The organism is Bacteroidota bacterium (genome assembly GCA_016699695.1).
Taxonomy (GTDB): Bacteria; Bacteroidota; Bacteroidia; order Bacteroidales; family UBA10428; genus UBA10428.
Window position 1 is genome coordinate 664,802 of record CP065006.1, and the last position, 21,742, is coordinate 686,543.

Genomic DNA, 21,742 nt, shown 5'->3' on the forward strand with positions numbered 1-21,742 from the left:
CCTTTTTCCTTAGGTCATTTTGTCATTTAGTTTGGTTTAAACAAGTCGTTTTGTCTTAGCAATGAGTGTGGTAGATTATTTGTAAACCACTCTCACAAATGCAATACTATGAACATAGATAAGTTTACCCTCAAGGCACAGGAAGTCATTCAACAGGCCTTCATGCTTGCCCAAAACAATGGCAACCAAAGCGTTGAAATAGCACATATTTATCTGGCAATGCAGGAAAATGCTGCAGATGTACTTGGATTTATTCTGGGGAAAGTGGGAGCCAACAAAGCCATGATCAGCGAGCTTGCGAATCGATTACTCACTACTTATTCCAAAGTAGAAGGTGCTAATCAATACCTCTCTTCCAATGCTTCTACAGCTCTACAGAAAGCCACGGATTTTGCATTAAAGGCTGGAGATCAGTTTGTATCGGTCGAATACCTTCTGAAGGGTATTGTGAGTACCAGCGACTCAATCTCAAAGGCTCTCAAAGACAACGGTCTCACAGAAAAGAATATCGACCTGGCTATTGCCGAGCTCCGAAAGGGTAGCAAGGTGAATAGTCAGTCAGCAGAAAATGCTTACGATGCTCTTAACCGCTATGCCATCAATCTCAATCAACAGGCATTGAACGGCAAGCTCGATCCGGTGATCGGACGGGATGATGAGATACGCCGTATACTGCAGATTCTATCGCGCCGAACAAAAAACAATCCGGTGCTGATTGGTGAACCAGGTGTTGGAAAAACTGCCATTGCCGAAGGCCTTGCCCAGCGAATTGTTTCGGGTGATGCGCCTGATAATTTAAAGAGTAAACAAATATTTTCGCTCGACATGGGTGCACTTATTGCCGGAGCCAAATACAAGGGCGAATTTGAAGAAAGGCTTAAAGCAGTAGTGAATGAAGTAATTAAGGCTGAAGGAGAAATCATTCTTTTTATCGACGAAATCCATACTCTGGTTGGTGCTGGTAAATCAGAAGGTGCCATGGATGCCGCCAATATACTGAAACCCGCCCTTGCGCGTGGTGAACTTAGAGCCATTGGTGCTACTACCTTTAATGAATACCAGAAATATTTTGAAAAAGACAAAGCCCTGGAACGCCGCTTTCAGGTGGTGATGGTCGACGAACCCGACCAGGCAAGTGCGATATCCATCTTGAGAGGCATTAAGGAGCGTTACGAAACCCACCATAAAGTACGAATCAAAGACGAAGCTATCATTGCTGCAGTGGAGCTCTCCACTCGTTATATCAACGAGAGGTTTTTGCCCGATAAGGCTATTGACCTGATTGACGAAGCAGCTGCCAAAATGCGCATCGAAATGAACTCTCTGCCTGCCGAACTCGACGAAATTGAACGCAGAATCAAACAACTCGAAATTGAAAAAGAAGCTATCAAAAGAGAAGGCGACAAAGCAAAAACCGGACAACTGAATCAGGAACTCGCCGATCTGAACGATCAACGGGTAAGGCTGCGCGCCCAGTGGAAGGCTGAAAAAGAGCTGGTGGATGGAATTCAGAAAAACAAACAAGACATTGAACAGTATAAATTTGAAGCCGATAAAGCCGAGCGTGAAGGCGATTATGGCAAGGTGGCCGAATTGCGCTATGGCAAAATTAAAGCGGCAGAGGAAGCCATAGAAATCTATAAAAAACAACTGGAAGAAAAACATTTGAATGGTGCACTGATTAAAGAAGAAGTAACCGCCGAGGATATAGCCCATATTGTATCGGGTTGGACAGGAATACCGGTTACAAAAATGCTCGAGGGTGAACGCCACAAATTGTTGCATCTCGAATCAGAACTTCACAAACGTGTGGTTGGCCAGGACGAAGCTGTTATAGCCGTTTCTGATGCCATCAGACGCAGCAGGGCTGGCTTGCAAGATACCTCCAGGCCAATGGGATCGTTTATTTTTCTGGGCAGTACCGGAGTGGGTAAAACCGAACTGGCCAAGGCATTGGCAGAAGTGCTGTTCAACGACGAAAACCTGATGACCCGTATCGACATGTCGGAATACCAGGAAAGGCATTCGGTAAGCCGGTTAATCGGAGCCCCTCCCGGCTATGTAGGATACGACGAGGGAGGACAACTAACAGAAGCTGTGCGCCATAAACCCTATTCGGTAATTTTACTCGACGAAATAGAAAAAGCACACCCCGATGTGTTTAACATTCTGCTGCAAGTGCTCGACGATGGCCGGCTGACTGACAACAAAGGCCGGGTAGTGAATTTTAAAAACACCCTTATAATAATGACCAGCAACATTGGGTCGAACCTTATTCTGGACAGGATGAACCAGGATGGTGCCAATAAGGATGATTCTGAGATGGAAAACCTAAGAAATGAGTTACTTGCAATGTTGAAACTAACCATGCGACCGGAATTCTTAAACCGCATCGATGAGTTGATTTTCTTTACTCCATTAACAAAAACTGAAGTGAAGGACATTATCAGGCTGCAAATTCAACTGGTTACCCGCCGACTCGAAAAGCAAGGCATTCAACTTAGCCTTAGCGAGGAGGCTTTGGATCATCTTTCCAACTCAGGTTACGACCCTCAATTTGGAGCACGGCCAATTAAAAGGGCTATCCAACGCGAAATACTGAATAGGTTGTCGAAAGAAATAATCGGTGGAAATATTGAAATAAACCAGACCATACAAATCGGCTACGATGGTAAAAATCTAACCTTTAAGAATTAACTAAAGGTAGCTTGCCACGCATTCGTCGACCGTTTTGTGGATTTCGAACACATTGTGCAGCTGAAGTAAGCGGAAAAGTTCCATTACTTCGTTGCCAATGCAGCAGATTTTAAAATGCCCATGGTTGTTGGCAGCAGCTTTCATAATCGAAAGAAATACCCCAAAACCGGAACTGTCGATAAAACGGATCCCTTCAAGATTTAAAGCAAGATTGGTATTGGGCTCATTAAACAACGATTTTAGCTGCTCTTTCACCGGTTCGGTAATCAGTGCATTAAAACGGTCGGTATTGTCGAAACGAGCCACAGTTACATTGTTAATCTTTTCAACTTTTAACATACTTGCAGGTTTTAAAAGTAAATGTCGATATTCATTAGTATTTCGTCGAGCTCAGCTACAGCCTCGCTGGTTTCATCTCTGAAGCGGCCGATAAAAACCGGGTACTTTTCGGAATCGATACCCGCTTTGGCCATATTCTCAAAAGTTTTTAAGTCGAGGGCCAGTTCGTGAAGCCCCATAATGGATATGGACGATTTTGCCTTATGGGCCAGTTTTCCAAGTAACTCGTATTCGCCTTTATCGTAAAGAATGGTCATTTCTTCGTTAAACTCCTCGACCTGATTCTTAAAAATATTGATCATTTCAATAACAAGCTCCTTGTTACCTGCAGCCATATTCTTCAGATAAGTCAGGTCAGTTTTCATAGTGTGGTTAAAATCTCTGTATAACAAATTTTGAATAAATATAATTTATTTTTTTATTTTACCGGAGATAAAGCTCTGGTAAATAAAATATCCAAACCCTGCAAAGGGGTTTGTCGTATGATAAATTCATAACCAAAATCGTTTTCCAATGAAATCCCTGCAATGTCTGATTCTGATTTTTTTTGTAACGGCCATGACTCTTCTTTCGCAGGAGGTGAACGAAGACGAAGCCTACCGGAAAAGCAAACTCACCGAAGATCTTTATTACAAGGCCATCGAAAACCTTCTGATACCGGATTATTTTGCTGCTCTGTATTACCTCGACAGCGTGCTCGCTATAAACCCTTTACACGCACAAGCCTATAACCAAAGGGGCAAAGTTTATTTCACCAAAGCACAGTTTACCGAGGCAGAAAATGATTTCGCCCATGCCATTGACCTCGATTCAACTTATGGCGAAGCGTATTTCAATATTGCATTTACCTTCTTTACACAAGATACTTCCAGAGTCTCTTCTGCAGATTTCGATAAGGCCATTGTTAATGGCTATACTACTGCTAATGCTTATTTTTACCGGGGCTTGATGAACCTTATCGAAGCAGATCCAACAGCTGCAATGGCTGATTTTACAAAAGCCATTGAATTAAAACCCGATTATGCAATGGCTTACCATAACCGGGCCACTACAAAAAGAGTGTTAAGCGACTTACAGGGAGCCATATACGATTACCGACTTGCCACCACTTACGACACAGCTTTTTCCCTGGCATATTTCAACATGGCCGATACAAAAAAAGAAATAGGAGATTACCAGGGTGCTGAAAGAGATTATTCGAAGGCACTCCAAATCGACTCGCTTAATTACAAAGTATACAATAACCGTGGTACCGTTCGGTTTACTCAGGGCAATTTAGAAAATGCTGAAAAAGATTTTCTGAAGGCTTACGAACTTCAGCCCGAATCGGCAGAGATAATGGCCAACCTGGGTAGCCTGGAACAGAGCAAAGGTAACCTGCAGGAAGCCATTCAATGGTTCGACAAGGCCCTCGAAACCAATTCGAGCTATGCCCCGGCTTACCTCAACCGAGGGTTAACCTTTGAATTGCAGGGCAAACTCAATGAAGCTTGCAAAGACTGGCGTATTGCCAAAGAAATGGGGCTTCACGAAGCCGACAATTATTTAACCGAATGCTCTTCCAAATAACATAACCCACCATGGCACGTATTTTCTTAATCATCTCTATCATATCCCTTTCAATTCTAAGCCATGCGCAACAAGCACCCTTGCGCATTAAAAAAAGTGCTTTCAAAGTGGAAGAAGAAGGTTTTAAAGAAGCCTGGTATTCGTTTCGCGACGGAAACCGTCTTTATGCTGCCGGACCCGGCTCTTACCGCGATGCCCGCGATTATTACCTCGAAGCATGGAAATACAACCCCAACAATGCAGAACTTAATTACATGATTGGTAAATGCTACCTTTTTACCGACAATAAATTCGAATCGATTAAATACATTCAAAAAGCTTTTGAGCTGAAACCTGAAGTAAGTTTCGACATACGCCTTCTGCTGGGAATGGCCTACCACCAGGTGAGCCAGTTTGATGATGCCATCGAAGAGTACAACCTCTTTCTGAAGAACCTGCCTAAGAAATATCAGTTCCAATACCTCGACCGGGTTAATCTGCTGATAAGACAATGCAAAAGTGGCCGCGAACTTGTGCTCGACCCCAAACGGGTAGTAATTAACAACCTGGGTGAGAATGTCAACTCGGTTTTTGATGAGTATTCGTTTGCCCTGGACCCCACGGAAACAGAATTGTACTTTACAACCCGCCGGCAGTTAACAGAAAATAGCAAACGTAGCCCTGTGGACGACAAGTTTTTTGAGGATGTTTATTTTTCAAAATTCCAAAATGGGCAATGGACACCAGCCGAAAGGATTAGCGATAAAATTGTAGGCAAAAAAAGCACTACCCACACTGCTGTGGTGAGTCTTTCGAGAGATAAAACCAAGCTCTACCTATACAAAGGAAGCGAAAACAATGGCGACCTCTATCTTTGCGAATACAATGCAGAAAAACAAAAATGGAGTACACCTAAACCAGTAAAAAAATTCAATTCAAAACACCGCGAAACAACCATTTGCATCACTGCCGACGAACAAAGAGTATATTTTACAGCCTCCAACGAAAAAGATAGCTATGGAGGCACCGATATTTATTTTGCGCAAAAAAACCTAAAAGGCAAATGGTCAAAGCCCGTTAACATAGGCAACAACATCAATACCGCTTATGACGAAGTGGGCATAAGCCTGTCGAAAAACGACAGCACTTTATTCTTTTCTACCGAAGGCCATAATTCCATTGGGGGTTACGATGTATTCAAAACCAGTTTAACTTCTAACAACACCTGGTCTGAACCGGAAAACCTTGGTTACCCCGTGAACACACCTAGTGACGATGGGTTTTATTTCGAAACCGAGAAAGATAAAATTGCCTATTATTCCAGCAACCGTGAAAGTGGTATCGGAGCACTCGATATTTATAAAATCATTTATCTGGGTTCGGTGAAACAAGCCGTTTTGGGTAGCTTTTACATGCCTCTGGCAGGTTTAACGCCACCTTTCGATATCTGGTTCCAAAAACCGCTTTTACCAAAGATAGACACCAGCATTTTGGTGCGTGGAACCATTACCGATTCCGAAACGAAAAAGCCTGTGAAGGCCAAACTCGACATTACCGACCGTCAGTCGAAACAAATTATAATGACAGTGCAGGCCAACAGTTTGGGGCAATACCGCGTAAAAATACCCCTGGCTAAAGTATATGACCTCGAAATCAATGCACAAAGCTACCTGATGAGTTTCAACGAAATGAATTTGGTGGGCGAAACATACAAGAAAGTGGCCATACGCGATTTTGTGCTGGACGATATTGAAGTAGGGGCTAAAATGATTCTGAAAAATGTGTATTTCGAAACAGGAAAATCGGAATTATTGCCCGACTCGTATCAGACCATGAATTCGGTAGTGAAACTGATGCAGAACAATCCTTCTATTGTGCTGGAAATAAGCGGTCACACCGACAATGTGGGTACCCAGAAGTACAACGAAAACCTCTCGAAAGCACGGGCAAAAGCATGTGTCGACTACATGGTAGCACAGGGCATTTCTGCAGACAGACTGCAGTACAAAGGTTATGGATTCCAGTTCTCGCTCTTCCCCAACGACACGAACGAAAACAAAGCGAAAAACCGCCGCGTGGAATTTAAGATTATTAAAAAGTAAGCCAACAAAGTAAATAAGAACGAAAAAGGACAGCTCCCAAAGGCTGTCCTTTCTTTTTGCCTTGTACTTTAGATTCTTATTGCTTCACCTTGCAGGTACTCATTCCAAAAATGGCATACAAAGGGCAGAAGCTCACAAAACTGGTAAGCACAAAAACACCGGCTACCACCAGCAGAATAATGCCTAATACACCACTTACTACATTTGTAAAAAATAGTATTGCCAGCAAAGCGGCAACCAGCAAACGAATAATGCGGTCTGCATTTCCCATGTTCTTCTTCATCTTTTTATTTTTTTAAGTGAAAAAATATGAAGTAAAACAAGCAAACGCGGATGTTGTTCGATAGTCAAAATCGTCCAAAACACACGATAGCTTATCGAAAGGATCTAGATAACTTCAGAAAACTCAGGAAACAATTTTATTCCATCCGCTGCGATTGAGGTTGAATAGGATGCCAGCTCCGCTTAGCAAGGCGAAGAAAACAAACAGGCACGCCATCAGCCATTCGCCAAAAATAAATTTACCAATGGCAAAAAGCGCAAACAAAATCAGCAGGCAGCCCAGAAACCAGTTTGCGAAAAGCCTGGCATAACCGGTATCGCCTTTCACATGAGGCAATAAGGCTGCTATCTTTTTCCAACCGGCACCACCGGGGTGTACACGCGTATAAAACGATTTTAAGGTTTCGATATCAGATGGTTTTGTAAGAAGGGTAACCACCAGCCATACCAGCGTGGTCCATGCCACAATAATCATGAGACTCACTTCAAAATCGGCCCCGGTGATATCGAGACCCCAAACTGATTTAAGAACCGGATAGATGGCATATGGAGCCAGCATGGCTGCGATCTCTGTCCAGGCATTGATGCGGTACCAGAACCAGCGTAAAATCAATACCAGCCCTATGCCCCCACTTAACACCAGCACAATCTTCCAGGCCTGGCTTATCAGTTCCAATTTCGACGTAATGAGGAAAGCTACCAGCATGAGCACAAAGGTGGTGATGCGCGAAATGCGTACATAATGCTTCTCGGTGGCCGATGGCTTTACAAAAGGCCGGTACAAATCGTTGATGATATAAGAAGTGCCCCATACGGTTTGCGAAGCAATGGTAGACATATAGGCAGCCAGAAAAGCAGCCAGCATTAAGCCCACCATTCCGCTGGGCAGTATATCGCGGATGACCATGACATAAGTAGCCCCTTTGTTTTCCATAGGCACATCGGGATACATCACCAAACCTGCCAGGGCCACGATAATCCAGGGCCAGGGACGAAGGGCATAATGTGCAATCTGAAACCACAAAGTTGCAAGCAGCGAATGTTTTTCGTCTTTTGCCGACATCATGCGTTGGGCCACATAACCCCCACCGCCGGGTTCGGCACCCGGATACCAGCTCGACCACCATTGAACGCCCATATAGGCAATAAAGGCCAGCACGGTCATGCGTATAAGCCCGGTAGCACCGGTGGCCCCTGAATCGGTAGAAACAATTTCGGGGGTAAAGTGAAATACCCATTCGGGAAGATTCGCTTTCAGACCAGCAATACCTCCTACCGAAGGATGCCGCAAAGCAAATACCGCCAGGGCAATGCTGCCGGCCATGGCCATGATAAACTGAAAAGTATCGGTGTAGGATACACCCCATAAACCCGAAATGGAAGAATATATTGCCACAAACAACATGAGGCAGGCGACAGCCAGCAGGTGCGAGCTAAAGACAAAGCCGGCAAACTCAATGGATTCTTTTCCAAAGAATAAAAAATCGGGAAATATTACCTGAAGAATCTTCACCATGGCCAGGTTGACCCAGGCCACTACAATGGCGTTCATTAAAATGCCGACATACACCGCTCTGAAACCGCGTAAAAAGCGGGCAGGCATTCCCGAATAGCGAATGGAAACAAACTCCGCATCGGTCATAATCTCCGACCTTCGCCATAGGCGGGCAAAGAAAAACACCGTGAGCATGCCACCGAACAAAAAATTCCACCACAACCAGTTTCCGGCTATCCCTTTCTGGGCTACCAGCTCGGTAACAGCCAGGGGAGTATCGGCTGCAAAGGTGGTTGCCACCATGCTGGTGCCTGCGATGTACCAGGGCAACTTACGCCCGCTTAAAAAGAAATCGCTGGTGCTGTTGCCGGCACGTCGTGAGAGTATTATTCCAATAGCAATGCTTACCACAAAGTAAGCTGCAATAATGAGCCAGTCGAGGGTTGAAATAATCATGCCTTTAAAAATGCTTTGTTTGTGGCAGCTAAACTAAGGAAAATATAAAATCTTGCCCCTGCCCTGTTGCCTTCTTTTATCAACCGCCAAGCGACATGCTTGAAAACAAAGCTCCTGATGCTGGTAGATGGGGATTGGTTCGACTTGATGATTTTAGTTCATTCGTGTTTCTAAAATTAAAGCCTCGCTGAATTAAAAAGATTGCCACGCTCGTTTCTCGCCTGCCATGCCGAGATTACGCGAACGAAATCCATTAAAACCATGCCTGCAGGGCTTTGGTATACGCGGGCAGTGGCTTACTTGTAAAATGCAAGTTATTCACCAAGTCTTTGGTTTTTTTGAGGAAGGAGAAACACTGCAGGATGCCATTGGGACTTGCTGCTAACCTTGCACACATAAGCCAGAACTAATTGAAATGGTTTTTCTGGTTTGAAATTAATTGTGTAAGTTGCTGATAATATCAAGTTGTGTGGAATAAAAGCGGACACCATAATCTATGAAAATGAGACCTAAAGAAAGATTTTCAAAAATTAATCCATCCAAAGAGTATTTTGATGTTGATAAACTCAAACAGAACAATCCTGGATTATGGAAGATAATGAAAAAACAATTTGATACAGGTCGTCAAATTGTTGCGGTGCAACTTGCAAATGGGATTGATAAGCTTAATGAAAAAACATTAAGGAACTACCTTAAGGATTATGCACGAAGATTTTTAAAATATGGCCCTAATTCATTTCCTACTTCTTTCAATGTAATAGAGCCTTTTTTTGTCTATAATCATCCTAATTCAATAATACAACTCATTGAGGAGGAAGAATCTTATGGTCTGTCGCTCATTGATTTTTTAGATTTTGTTACTGAACCAGACTTTGATTTAGATAGTATTGATTTCTACGAAAATATTCCTGAAAATATAATATATAACTTTTCATTTACTAATGGATTTGATGAAATCAATTTTTCAAATAGTATAGGTAAAACATTTATTGTCGGGAGTTTATCATTGTCCCGACAGGGTAATGAAGTCTCGATATTAATGCAAGCAGGAGAATCATATAATAAAGAAAAGGCATCCGAATATTTTAAAAACCATACTAGGAAAACTGTTCAAGAATCAATTAGTCCATATAAAAAATCGTTGGGGCTAGAAATTGAAGATGAAGGGGAGCCTAAAGTAATTCATTTTAAAGGACGGGATGACCTTTGGCTGCATTCGGTTGGAATCCTATTTGATTTAGAGAAAAAAACAATTGATATCAGGCATGTTGCTAGAGATGAAAATATAATCTACCACATTGTAACAGACGATTTTAATTCTTTTTTTTCAAAAGATGATTCATTGACAAAGGAGGAAATAAAAGAATATATCGAAACCCATCTTAAAGAACTTAGCAACTATGATGCAGTATTTGATTTTGGGAAATATTGTTTAGCTCTACCATACTATATTTTTGAGAATGAGGATAGATTAGTTGAAGTGACCTATGAAACTTCTCTTAACGTTTTAATAAAAGGTCCTTTTTCGAAAAGAGAATATGCATCTGTACCGAGTAAATATAAATTGTTTGGTAAACCTTTTTATTATTTAGAATCATCTTCTCAATCGGTTATTAAAGAAGTTGAATTAAACGATGATAGTTTTAAAGTTGAGAAAACAGGTTACTGGAAAAGGATTGGAATTGATGAAGAAGGATTTGATAAGAATGGACGAAAAATTATTGGCAAAACATGGGTTGAGAGAAACGATGTATATTATTCATGTCCAAAAGGTGTAACAAAGGTGGAAGGGACTGATTATTACGATACGGAAAATGCAGGTTATGTTTATGTTATGCGACAGCCAACTCATGAAGAGAATATTTTTAAAGTTGGTTTAACAAAAAGAAATACAGAAAAACGACAAAAGGAATTATCTAACACAAGTTCAGCAGATAAATTCTTCGTAATAAATAGTTATTATACAAAAGATTGTATTGAAGCAGAAAAACAAATTCACGAAAAATTAAAAGATTTTAGATTGACATCAAGACGTGAGTTTTTTCGATGTGACTTAAGATTAATATTAGATATTTGTGATAGTGTGGTAAATAAGATAAATGAATAATTACTCCACACAACAATATGTATAGTGCATAAGGGTTTCAGTGGTTTTCGAGCAGTATCACCCGCTTCATTTTTGGGTGCCAACTTGATAGATTTGAAGTCCGCATTCCCTTACGACACCATACACTCACCGTTGTGTGGCATGCGGGCAGACGTGAAAGTTCAATAACAAAAGAAATATAAAATGAATGATTTTTTAATTGCAGTAATAATTGGAATAGTAGCAGGGCTGATAGACGTTACACCAATGATAATTATGAAACTTGAAAAAGTGTCTAATATTTCAGCCTTTGTACATTATTTTGTTCTTGGATTGATAATTCCTTTTGTGAATTGGGGAATAGACCCTTGGTTAAAAGGAATTATTATTTCATTTTTATCGGCAATACCTGTAATGATTATCGTTTACCCCAAAGATAAGAAAGCTATTATCCCAATGATAGGTTTTTCTTTAATACTTGGGGCAGGCATTGGAATAGCAGGTGCAAAATTTATTGGATAATTTTTTAGGTGTTTTAGCAAAAGATAAATAATTAAGAAAAGCTTAGTAATGATTGAGAGAGCAAAGTAAGTGGCTCGTAAATGAAACTCATTGTACACTGATTGGTTATCGCCCCGTACTCCACGCACGTCTCGCAACCATAAAACGTTATGTGTGTGTAAAAAACAACAGAGATGAAATTGAAATTTGGAATTATTTTTTTGTTAATCGTATTTTTTAACCAAGCTTTTGCCCAACCAATAGCCAGAGTTAAAAATGTAAAAATCCAATCGAAAGTATTAAATCAAGAAAGAGAAATTCTGATATATACACCTGTGGATTATGATTGGAGAACAAACGAATATTTCAATGTAATTTATGTTTTTGACAGCCAAAACAGAGAGTTTTTTGATTATACAAGTTCAATAATTTCTTTTTTAACAGATGGGAATAAATCTTTCATTGTAGTTGGAATATCTTCGCCTTACAATGAAAAACTTGACTATTCAAGAAATAACGACTTATTACCGGTTTTGGAAACTGAAAATTCAAAGAACCGATACGGAAAATATTCAGGAAATGCTGACAATTTTCTAAGTTATGTTGAATTAGAAGTTATTCCTTTTGTAAATTCAAAATACAGAACGTTGAACCAGAACATTGCAGTAGGACACTCTTTAGGAGCATCGTTTATTTTATTTTCATTGCTTGAAAAACCAAATCTATTTCAAAATTACATTGCAATATCACCTAATTTTGAGTATGACGAGGATAAATTAAGTAAAAAACTCACAAATTTTGACTATACAAAAATCAAAAAACCAACTTTCATTTATTTAAGCAATGCAAACGAAGGCATTGAATATTGGAAAGAGTGGAAACCAGCAAGAGAGAAAGTTTATTCGTTTTTTAAAGACTCTCTAAAAGATAAAAACATTACAGTTGAAATTGATGAATTTCCAAATAATAATCATTGGAATACATTTCCACCAAGTTTAAATAATGCATTGGAATTTTACTTTAAAAATGTTCAAAAAAAGCAAGAAAGCGAATTAAGTCAAGAAAAATATGAAGTTACAATAAGAGTAAAAGTTCCTAAAAAAGAGGATGTAATTTATATAACAGGTAATCAAGACAACTTAGGAGATTGGAACCCAAACAAAATTGAAATGAAAAAAATCACAGAATTAGAAAGAGAAATAAGTCTAAAACTTCAAAGTCCGGCTCAATTTAAATTTACGAAGGGAAATTGGGAGTCAGAATTGCAAATTGTTGGAACCTATAATAATGTAATAATTAAGCCTGAATTAAAAAAAGAATTCATATTAGAAATCGAAAAAAATATGGATGAAAATGAATAGCCACACACAACACATGGCATAGTGCATGAGGGTTTAGCTGAAATAGTTTTGATTTAATCTGACAATTAAATCTTTTATTTATACACTTATGAAAATAAAATATTGGTTCATTTTTTTAATTCTTATCGTGTTTTCGAGTATTTTATTCATCAATACCAGTTGCGATAAATCTGAGGAATTATCTTTAGAAAATGGATTTATCGAAAACTTCGATGGAAACTCGATAAATGATTCCATATGGCATGTAGCAACCTGGACTGAACATGGTGGAAAAACAGGAACTGAAAGATGTTATGCTTCAGATGGCTATTTGAATATGGTTTTTATCAATGACCCTAATAACGGATATTTAAGCTCCGCTATCCAAACCAGAAAGGAATTCTCATACGGTAGGTGGGAAGCCAGGCTAAAACCACCCAAAGAAGCTGGAGTTTGTGCTTCTTTTTATACAATTGATTGGGATGATATTAGTACTCCTGCCTCATCAAGCGATGGAACCAAGGAAGAAATAGATATCGAATTTCTCACATTTGCTTTTGGAGCAAATACAGGAAAAGTGCATTTTGCAGTTCATAAATCGGGCTCCACTAGTTTTGATACAAATCCTGATGTTGATTTAAATTTTAACCCATCAGATGATTTTCATATTTGGGGATTTGAAATTACTCCTAATCATATTGAATGGTTTGTCGATAACCAGGTGCTTTTGACCTATAATTATACAGAATCCAATATAAATATTAGTTCTAATTATCAGTTAAAATTGAACTTGTGGTCTTCAACAAATTGGGTAAATGGGCCTCCAACAGCTAATGTAGAATGCCTCTATCAAATTGACTGGATAAAATTTACACCCTTGAATTGATTTCCCCCTCTAGCGCCGATTTTCAAACGAAAATACAAAACTTTGCCCCTGCTGGTTAGTTTTCCTTTATCAACCAACAAATGATATTGAAATAGTTAAGACTCATGCCCAGATCACAAGATAGTATCATTTCCCGCTTTTCAAATAGCGTAGCTCAGCACTTTGGGATTTACAAGCCTTTCGAAATCGGCAAACGACATGCGGATCAGTTCTGTGTGCGAACCGGCATTAAAGACAATGTCGCTGTTACGGGCAAGCTTTTCAGCTACATACACATCCATATTCCAGAGGTTTCCGAAGGGTGGCATAGCTCCTACTTCGCATTCCGGAAAACGAAACTGAAATTCCTGTTCGTGAGCCAGGGCAATATCCTCGGTACCCACCACCTTAGCCAATTGTTTAAAATTTACCTTGTAGGTAGCAGGCAGAACCGCCATGGCAAGTTTATTTTTAACTCTTATAATCACTGTTTTTGCCAACTCATAGCCACTGATATGCACCGAAGCTGCTATTTCCTGGGCTGTAAAGGCCATGGAGTGAGTGATTACATAATATTTAATCCCCTGGTTGTCGAGGAATTCCTTAATTCTTTTTGCAGGCATACTAACCTCCTTTTCTGTCCTTGAGTTTCAAGTTTAAATACTATTTTTCAAGAACTCAAATCCGGTTTTTTTTGATGAACTTTTTCCAGTTTCAAAACAGAAATTAAAACTGTTGTTGCGATTAAAAGGTGAGAGGAAGTAAAAACTTTTCAACAGAATGCCAATCGATGGCATGAACAAGCGTGCGTATTTAAAAACGCTGAAGTAGCCAGACGGTGATAGTAAATTTATTGAAATATCCGTCCAAAACCAAGGAATAAAGTAGATAAAAACAGAGTGGGTTGATATTTATGCCAATGGCAAATCGAACCATTTTTTGTACTTTTAATCCACTATCGAAAGAAAACAAACCAGTCCGTATGAAAATCAACATCGATAACATCTATTTTCATGTTTTGAGCAATACAAAAAACGGAGAATTGCAAGCCGATACCGTGTTTCATTACCATCAGAAAGATAACCTGGTGTGGGCTGATTATTACGGAGGTGGTATTGTAAAGGGACAGCTATTGGGTAAAGTGGTAAACGATGAGTACCTCGAGTTTATTTATCAGCACATCAACACCGGCTTTGAGTTAATGACGGGCAATTGTCGTTCTTATCCTTCCGAACCCATTAACGGCAAACGCGTGTTCAAAGAATACTGGAAATGGACCTGCCGCGATTATAGCGAAGGAGAATCGGAAATTATTGAAGTATAAACGGGAATTTGGCTTTTATTTTAACCAGATAATAAACCAAATGATTGTTTGATGGTTTCATAAGTGTAAAATAAATACATCTATGAAAACTTTAAAACTTTTGGCAATCTCCGCTATGCTCATCGCAGCTCTATTCACTTTTAACAACCGGGCCTATGCCCACTGCGAAATCCCTTGTGGTATATATGGCGATTCTCTGCGCATTTCGTTAATGTATGAGCACATTAAAACAATTGAAAAATCGATGTCGCAGATTCAGGAACTTTCCAAAGCTGCTGTGATTGATTACAACCAACTGACACGCTGGGTAATCAACAAAGAGGAACATGCTACCCAACTTCAGGACATTGTAAGTCAGTATTTTCTGCACCAGCGGTTAAAGCCTACTGATATTTCCAACACTGAGGCTTATAACAAATACATCCAACAGCTTACCCTGCTGCATCAATTGCTGGTATATGCCATGAAGAGCAAACAAACCACCGACCTTGCCATTATCGATAAAATGCGCGATACTGTGCATAGTTTCGAGCATGCTTACTTTGAATAAGGTAAAGGGAAATTTTCCAATAACCATTAAAGCTGGAACCCTATCACCAGAATATCATCGATTTGTGGTCCGCCAGCCTTCCATTCCTCGAGGTGTTTTTCGAGAAGGATTTTTTGTTCCTGCATGGGCAATTTATGGATTTTAAGAAGTAAATCGCGGAAATTCTTCACCATTAATTTTTGCTTGGTCACCCCATGAGTCTGGTCGGCATAACCATCGGAAAACATATAGAAACGGTCGTTAGGTAATATCTCGATGGTATTATTGGTAAACTCCCTTTCGCGTAAGTATACTGCAACGGGCTGCCGGTCGCCTTTATGTATGAGGATTTCATCGTTACGAATGAGGTACAATGGCGAATAGGCTCCAGAAAACTCCAGGGTGTTGTTTTGTGTGTTGATAATGCACAAAGCCATGTCCATGCCTTCTTTTTGAAGTGCATCTTCGTCGTATTGATGCAAGGATTGTTTAATTTTTTCGCGTAAAAATTCGAGCATTTTAGCGGGAGTGTTCACCTCTGGCAGCCTGCTAATTTCGGCTAAAAATGCCATACCCAGCATGCTCATAAATGCGCCTGGCACTCCATGCCCTGTGCAGTCGGCCGCTACAATAATTATTTTCTCGTCTTTAACCGAAAACCAGTAAAAGTCGCCACTTACAATATCACGCGGTTCGTAGAGTATAAAATGATCTTTAAAGTGCCCTATAAACTTATTGTTCGATGGCAACACCGCACGTTGAATACGCTGGGCATAGTTAATGCTGTCGGTAATTACCTGTTTTTGCTTCATCACCAGATGATGCTGTTTTTCGATGTTGTCGCGCTGGGTGCTTATCTCTTCATTTTGCTCAACCAACAACAGGTTTTGATCAGTAATTTCCTGCGTACGCTCTACAATGGTTTGCTCGAGGTTCTGGTTGATTTCTTCGAGGTCGCTGGCAAGTTTACGGGTTTCGTCGAACATTTGATGAAACTGGTAGCTGAGCATATAAGCCTGGCTAACAATAAAGATGATAAAACCATAGGTGATAATAAAACCTGTTTGAATCACCCCATTCACATAGAGCACATCGTTTACAATCGTTCCAATTAAAATAACCAGGCCCAAAACAATGTAGCGGGCGGCACGATTGCCATTGAACAAAGCTTTAAAAACAATAAACAAAGCATAGCCTGCTGCCATTAACATACTTACCTGATAGTAAATTAATAAACTGGTAAACACATCTACAGAAGCAAACAGCACCACAATGGCAGATAAAGTATTAAAGAACAAGACAATCCACGTAAATTTCTTGTATCGGTATCCTTTAAAAACATCGTTAATGAAAAGCATAAAAGTAATCGCACCAAACATTAAGGTCAGGTATTCCAGTCTTACCAGTATGAGCCAGTTAAACGATGGGATAAGTCTTAACAAATAGATTTCGTTGACCAGCAGGGCACGCATACCTAATACCACGCAAAAAATTGCAAAATATCCTGCCGATTTAAATTGTCGGTTCAAATGAAATAACCCAAGATGATAAAAGGCAAAAATACTGATGCAGCCCAGTAAGAGCAGTAGCAATTCGATCTGAGCGCTCCAGCTGTTCTGGATATCCTGGGCTTTTCCGATGGTAGTGAGGTTGTTGTTAATACCTCCTTTGCAATAGTTATAATTCGAAACCTGAATAATCACATCAAAAGTATCTGCCGGCGCCTGAAAAATTACCACACCAGTAGTATAGCCGGGTTCATTTAAATTTTTGATTTCCGAAACTTCGCCTGCACCATTGATAAGTTTATCGTTTATATAAGCCCTAAAGGCCGTGTTGATGCTGCCAAACTTTATTGCCATTGGCTCACTGTGGTCATCAAGAAAAACCCTGATTCGATAAGTGGCATATCCATGGCCAGGTAAAAATACACTGTCATGCTGAAGGGTATTCCATACAGCCGGAACTTTCAAAAAGTGGGTAGGGTTTAAGTTGGGGTTGCTAAAATCTTCATGTTCGAGAAGTTGATGCCAATAAAACTCCCATTCGCCTGATAAACTAATCTCAGGGTGAACCTCCAACACACCGCCCCGTAAATCGAGGATTCCCTTTTGTATGCCTGGAGCTGTTGCTGCCAGCAAAGCATGTGAAAAAAGAACAGCGGAAAGAATGAGGAACAAATGTCGTTTCATAAAAGGTGTAAGCTATACGAAAATTCTACAGTATACTTATTCGGCGACTTTAAGTTAACTGAATTTTTCGTTTTTTTCAATAAATAATTTCGAATACCTTTCTGCCTGACCTTTACTAAAAAATGATGAACAATCAACTCATTGACTTACTAATCGAAAAAGCCCGCGCAGCCTCGAGAAATTCCTATTCGGTATACAGTAAATTTCCGGTTGGTGCAGCCTTTATCAATCACCAGGGCGAGGTGTTTTCGGGCTGCAATGTCGAAAATATTTCGTTCGGACTTACCATGTGTGCTGAACGAACTGCAATCTTCAGCAGTATTGCCCAAGGAAATAAGTCTATTGATACAATGGTAATTTACACACCAACCCAGGCTCCTACCTACCCCTGTGGAGCCTGCCGGCAGGTAATTGCAGAGTTTAATCCGCAGGCACGAATAATTTGTGTGTGCAACACTTCAGAAAGGGTCGACACTACTCTCGATAAGCTGCTTCCATCGCCAAGTTTACCGGTTGACCTTAAGTTGAAATAATTCTTGCACGGGCATTTTGCCTCGAAATTGAAAATACCTTATCTTGAGCATTATAAAAGAGTTAGCAAAAATGCCATGAAAGCATCTCTTATTAAAATAAACCCTACAAATTTACCATTTTGGTAACTTTATATTATCTTTGTCTGCAGATGGATTAATAATAAAATGAGAGTCATTGCAAAAAAGATACTTCGAGATTTCTGGGCAAAGCATGCGGATTCAGAAGATCAGTTAAAAACTTGGTATAAAGAAGCAAGCAAAGCAAATTGGACAAGTCCGACTGACATTAAAAATGAGTATCCGAAAGCGAGTATTTTAAGAGCTGGACGAGTGGTTTTTAACATTTGTGGCAATAAGTACAGATTGATTACACATATCAACTATTTGAGACAATGGATTTTTATTCGGTTTATTGGCACACATGATGATTATGATAAAATTGATGCAGAAAAAATTTGAATGCTATGGATATTAAAGTGATTAAAACAGAAGAGGATTATCAACAAGCAATAGACAGACTTGAGGTGATTTTTGACGCTCCAATTGATTCACCCGAAGGAGACGAAGCAGAGATACTTAGTATTTTGATTGAGAAATTTGAAGATGTGCATTATCCGATAGGACCACCCGACCCGATTGAGGCGATAAAGTTTCGCATGGAGCAAATGGATATGAAAAAAGGTGATTTGGCCGAGATTATTGGATATAAAAGTCGTGTTTCGGAGATTTTTAGTAAAAAAAGAAAATTGACATTGGATATGATTCGTCGATTGCATGATAAGCTTAAAATTCCATATGAAACATTAATTGCTGATTATTAATAGGTACATTTTACTAACACATGTTAGAGTTCATTAGGATTTCAGAGGTAAGCGAGTCCCAATATACATCGGGATGGTTCGTAAAAAAAATCGGTTTAAACTGATAGGTTACAGCTTCGAAATCCCGCACGAAACCCTACAGTCAAACGTTGATTATGAACATTTTTTTCGTCAATAAAATAAAAAAGTATTTCCTGCTGAAGTGGCAACAATCTCCCCTGCAGAGTATACTAATTCTTGCACTTGTGCTGAGGTTACTGGCAGCGGTGTTTTCGCAGGGCTATGGTATGCACGACGATCATTTTATTGCCATCGAAGAACCCTGGTCGTGGACCCAGGGAAAAGATTACGATGGATGGCTGCCCGGTACAAAAGGTGAAGATTCCGAACCTTCGATTTATAGTTTTTTCTACCCGGGCATCAACTACCTTCTTTTTGAGGGAATGCACACACTGGGAATCATGAACCCCAAAACCAAGATGTTTTTTATACGTCTCTTGCTGGGCTTGTTTTCATTACTCACCGTGTATTTTGGCTATCAAATTACAAAGCATTACTCCTCGGAAAAAATAGCGAAACAGGCAGGGCTATTACTGGCTGTTTTCTGGTTTATGCCCTTCTTCGGCGTGCGCAACCTGGTTGAAGTGGTTGCCATTCCCCTTTTGTTGGGCAGCACCTGGCTTATTCTGAAAACCAATTACATGCGGGAGAAAGACAAATCCTTTTTAGTTGCTTTTTTTATGGCGGGCCTGTTGGCCGGGCTTTCGCTCTCTGTGAGGTTTCAGGCTGGTGTGTATGTGGCGGGCATGGGCCTGGTTTTTTTAATTCAGAAAAGATTTCTTTCCACCCTCCTGTTCGGCCTTGGCACACTTCTTTCATTTGCGGTGTTACAAGGCGTGCCCGATTACCTGATCTGGGAAAAACCCTTCTCGGTACTCGAAGGATATATTCAGTACAATTTGGCGAATAAAGGGGCCTATGGCAACCAGAACAATGTATTTATGTACTTTCAACTGTTACCAGGTCTGCTCATACCGCCAATTGGACTATTCCTGTTTTTTGGTTTTTTTCTGAAAATAAAAAACCATCTTCTTGTATTTCTCCCCTCGCTCCTTTTCCTCTTGTTTCATACCTGGTTCCCCAACCGGCAGGAAAGATTTATACTTACCATTGTTCCCATGGTAATTATGCTGGGTGTAATCGGCTGGGAACACTTTTACAATCAATCAAAATGGTGGGCGAATCGTAACAGACTTTACAAAAACTTTAACCGCTTTTTCTGGATAGTAAACACCCTTTTGCTCCTGGCCATTACCTTTACCTATTCGAAACGCTCGCGGGTTGAAGCCATGCACTATTTCTATAAAACCGAAAAAACAATTAACGCGGTAATAATTGACGACACCGGAAGGCGCGAAACCATGATGATGCCTGTTTTCTATGCCGGAAAAGCATTTAACATACTAACAATTAGCAATTACGACAGTACCAACATGCGCATCCATTATCCCTGGTCGTACATACAGGTGTCTCACTCGCGCGAAGTACTGCGGCAGCCCGGACTTGTTGCACACCCGCAATATGTGGTGTTTGTCGAAGATATAGACCTCGAAAACAGGGTGCAAATAATGAAAGGCATTTATCCGTCGCTTGCCTTCGAAGCTTATATAAAACCCAGCCTTACCGACAGAATTATGAAAAAGATGAACCCTCATAATAAAAATGAGGATTTTTATATCTATCGAACTGGTTTGTAAAACCACCCTGAAATAAAGTATCCTGCTAAAGTTTTCAATGATTGGCGATATAATAAGTTGGGGGGATTAGAGTGATCACCTATCAGTTTGCAATTTGTTATTTTATACGAGTGATGACCTTTGTAAACCAATAAGGACAGCATGCTCGATGACCATTTGTTTTTACCTCGCAGCAGGATGATTATGATTCTAACTTGCCATTATACAAATCCAAAATTGGAAATATTAAATCGTAATCATGCCAGTTTAAATTACCATCTACAATTTGAAATTCGGAAAAATAATCTTCCCTTAAATATTTTTTAATGGTTGGATGTAGTGATTTAGTTAAAAACGGTTTGAAATCTACCAGTCTTTCTGAGCCGTCATTAAAAAAAATGCGGATAGCATAATCTCCTAAATATTTGGCGGTATCTATTTTAATACTTTGTACATCAAGATCACTATATTCTACCAATATTTTCATCTGTTTATAATTTATTTTATTTCTCAGATGGAACCGCATGATGTAAAATAATCATTGTCGTGTGTGTTTAATGATTATTTTACATCATGCTTGTTTCATTTTATTCTCTTTGTAATTCTTTCAAATTTAATGTCCATATGATAAACAAAATAGTTTATCCATTTTTCAACTATCTTTTCAGCATAAACTTCTAAGAATTCTTCAAAGTCTTTCAATTCCTTTCCAGATAAAGGTTTTTCACCTTTAATGTTTTTAATTATTATTTCTGAAATAATTCCGTTAACAATATAGAATTCAGCTTTGCTTTCACAGCCAGATTTTTTCCCGTGTACATGAATTGGTTCATGCTCATTAGAATAAAAGAAAACCAGAATTCCCAAATATTCAAATATTTTAGGCATTTGCATAT

General features: G+C 39.7%; 21 protein-coding genes. 13 read left to right on the forward strand and 8 right to left on the reverse strand.

The window, feature by feature from the left end:
* Positions 1–108: 108 nt before the first annotated feature.
* Positions 109–2,697: an ATP-dependent chaperone ClpB gene (gene clpB / locus IPM71_02715; protein QQS51655.1), complete on the forward strand. Its 2,589-nt coding sequence runs from the start codon at positions 109–111 to the stop codon at positions 2,695–2,697.
* Here clpB and IPM71_02720 read toward each other — a convergent pair whose 3' ends face one another.
* Positions 2,698–3,036, reverse strand: coding sequence for an STAS domain-containing protein (locus IPM71_02720; GenBank protein QQS51656.1), 339 nt, complete (start codon positions 3,034–3,036; stop codon positions 2,698–2,700).
* An 11-nt stretch (positions 3,037–3,047) separates the two neighbouring features.
* A complete protein-coding gene (locus IPM71_02725) occupies positions 3,048–3,401 on the reverse strand; it encodes an Hpt domain-containing protein (protein ID QQS51657.1) in 354 nt (117 codons plus the stop codon).
* A 148-nt stretch (positions 3,402–3,549) separates the two neighbouring features.
* Between IPM71_02725 and IPM71_02730 the strand changes: the two genes are divergently transcribed.
* Both IPM71_02730 and IPM71_02735 read left to right on the forward strand, forming a co-directional pair.
* Entirely contained in the window at positions 3,550–4,605 is a 1,056-nt protein-coding gene (locus IPM71_02730) for a tetratricopeptide repeat protein (GenBank protein ID QQS51658.1), read from the forward strand.
* 11 nt (positions 4,606–4,616) lie between these two features.
* Positions 4,617–6,686, forward strand: a complete 2,070-nt coding sequence (locus IPM71_02735) for an OmpA family protein (protein QQS51659.1) — start codon at positions 4,617–4,619, stop codon at positions 6,684–6,686.
* A 76-nt stretch (positions 6,687–6,762) separates the two neighbouring features.
* On the opposite strand, the gene IPM71_02740 is transcribed toward IPM71_02735, so the two are convergent.
* Entirely contained in the window at positions 6,763–6,969 is a 207-nt protein-coding gene (locus IPM71_02740; protein QQS51660.1) for a DUF2892 domain-containing protein, read from the reverse strand.
* Positions 6,970–7,092: 123 nt separating this feature from the next.
* Complete coding sequence (locus IPM71_02745) at positions 7,093–8,919, reverse strand: Na+:solute symporter (GenBank protein QQS51661.1); 1,827 nt, start codon at positions 8,917–8,919, stop codon at positions 7,093–7,095.
* A gap of 502 nt (positions 8,920–9,421) precedes the next feature.
* Here IPM71_02745 and IPM71_02750 point away from each other — a divergent pair.
* The 4 genes from IPM71_02750 to IPM71_02765 all read left to right on the forward strand — a co-directional run bounded on the left by IPM71_02750 (position 9,422) and on the right by IPM71_02765 (position 13,732).
* The gene (locus tag IPM71_02750) at positions 9,422–11,026 is read left to right on the forward strand and encodes a GIY-YIG nuclease family protein (protein ID QQS51662.1); all 1,605 of its coding nucleotides are present in this window, start codon (positions 9,422–9,424) and stop codon (positions 11,024–11,026) included.
* Positions 11,027–11,209: 183 nt separating this feature from the next.
* On the forward strand, positions 11,210–11,527 hold the full coding sequence (locus IPM71_02755; GenBank protein QQS51663.1) for a hypothetical protein: 318 nt from the start codon (positions 11,210–11,212) through the stop codon (positions 11,525–11,527).
* Between the two features lie 173 nt (positions 11,528–11,700).
* Entirely contained in the window at positions 11,701–12,867 is a 1,167-nt protein-coding gene (locus tag IPM71_02760; GenBank protein QQS51664.1) for an esterase, read from the forward strand.
* Between the two features lie 88 nt (positions 12,868–12,955).
* Positions 12,956–13,732, forward strand: a complete 777-nt coding sequence (locus IPM71_02765) for a family 16 glycosylhydrolase (GenBank protein ID QQS51665.1) — start codon at positions 12,956–12,958, stop codon at positions 13,730–13,732.
* 140 nt (positions 13,733–13,872) lie between these two features.
* Here the strand turns inward: IPM71_02765 and IPM71_02770 are convergent, their stop codons facing one another.
* Positions 13,873–14,334 (reverse strand): YbaK/EbsC family protein, encoded by a 462-nt coding sequence (locus IPM71_02770; GenBank protein ID QQS51666.1) that lies wholly within the window; start codon positions 14,332–14,334, stop codon positions 13,873–13,875.
* Positions 14,335–14,693: 359 nt separating this feature from the next.
* On the opposite strand from IPM71_02770, the gene IPM71_02775 reads away from it, so the two are divergent.
* Complete coding sequence (locus IPM71_02775) at positions 14,694–15,035, forward strand: n-acetylglutamate synthase (protein QQS51667.1); 342 nt, start codon at positions 14,694–14,696, stop codon at positions 15,033–15,035.
* Positions 15,036–15,117: 82 nt separating this feature from the next.
* Positions 15,118–15,585: a superoxide dismutase gene (locus IPM71_02780; protein QQS51668.1), complete on the forward strand. Its 468-nt coding sequence runs from the start codon at positions 15,118–15,120 to the stop codon at positions 15,583–15,585.
* Positions 15,586–15,611: 26 nt separating this feature from the next.
* On the opposite strand, the gene IPM71_02785 is transcribed toward IPM71_02780, so the two are convergent.
* Complete coding sequence (locus tag IPM71_02785; GenBank protein ID QQS51669.1) at positions 15,612–17,756, reverse strand: SpoIIE family protein phosphatase; 2,145 nt, start codon at positions 17,754–17,756, stop codon at positions 15,612–15,614.
* A gap of 125 nt (positions 17,757–17,881) precedes the next feature.
* Between IPM71_02785 and IPM71_02790 the strand changes: the two genes are divergently transcribed.
* The 4 genes from IPM71_02790 (at position 17,882) to IPM71_02805 (ending at position 20,867) form a co-directional block, all read left to right on the forward strand.
* Positions 17,882–18,289: a cytidine deaminase gene (locus IPM71_02790; GenBank protein ID QQS52769.1), complete on the forward strand. Its 408-nt coding sequence runs from the start codon at positions 17,882–17,884 to the stop codon at positions 18,287–18,289.
* A 165-nt stretch (positions 18,290–18,454) separates the two neighbouring features.
* A complete protein-coding gene (locus tag IPM71_02795) occupies positions 18,455–18,748 on the forward strand; it encodes a type II toxin-antitoxin system HigB family toxin (GenBank protein QQS51670.1) in 294 nt (97 codons plus the stop codon).
* Between the two features lie 5 nt (positions 18,749–18,753).
* Positions 18,754–19,110 carry a transcriptional regulator gene (locus tag IPM71_02800; GenBank protein QQS51671.1) on the forward strand — a complete coding sequence of 119 codons (357 nt, stop codon included), beginning with the start codon at positions 18,754–18,756 and terminating at the stop codon, positions 19,108–19,110.
* Positions 19,111–19,265: 155 nt separating this feature from the next.
* Positions 19,266–20,867: a glycosyltransferase family 39 protein gene (locus IPM71_02805; protein ID QQS51672.1), complete on the forward strand. Its 1,602-nt coding sequence runs from the start codon at positions 19,266–19,268 to the stop codon at positions 20,865–20,867.
* A 181-nt stretch (positions 20,868–21,048) separates the two neighbouring features.
* On the opposite strand, the gene IPM71_02810 is transcribed toward IPM71_02805, so the two are convergent.
* Together IPM71_02810 and IPM71_02815 are read right to left on the reverse strand one after the other, a co-directional pair.
* The gene (locus IPM71_02810; protein ID QQS51673.1) at positions 21,049–21,333 is read right to left on the reverse strand and encodes a DUF2442 domain-containing protein; all 285 of its coding nucleotides are present in this window, start codon (positions 21,331–21,333) and stop codon (positions 21,049–21,051) included.
* Between the two features lie 95 nt (positions 21,334–21,428).
* Positions 21,429–21,734 carry a DUF4160 domain-containing protein gene (locus IPM71_02815; protein QQS51674.1) on the reverse strand — a complete coding sequence of 102 codons (306 nt, stop codon included), beginning with the start codon at positions 21,732–21,734 and terminating at the stop codon, positions 21,429–21,431.
* Positions 21,735–21,742: the final 8 nt, after the last annotated feature.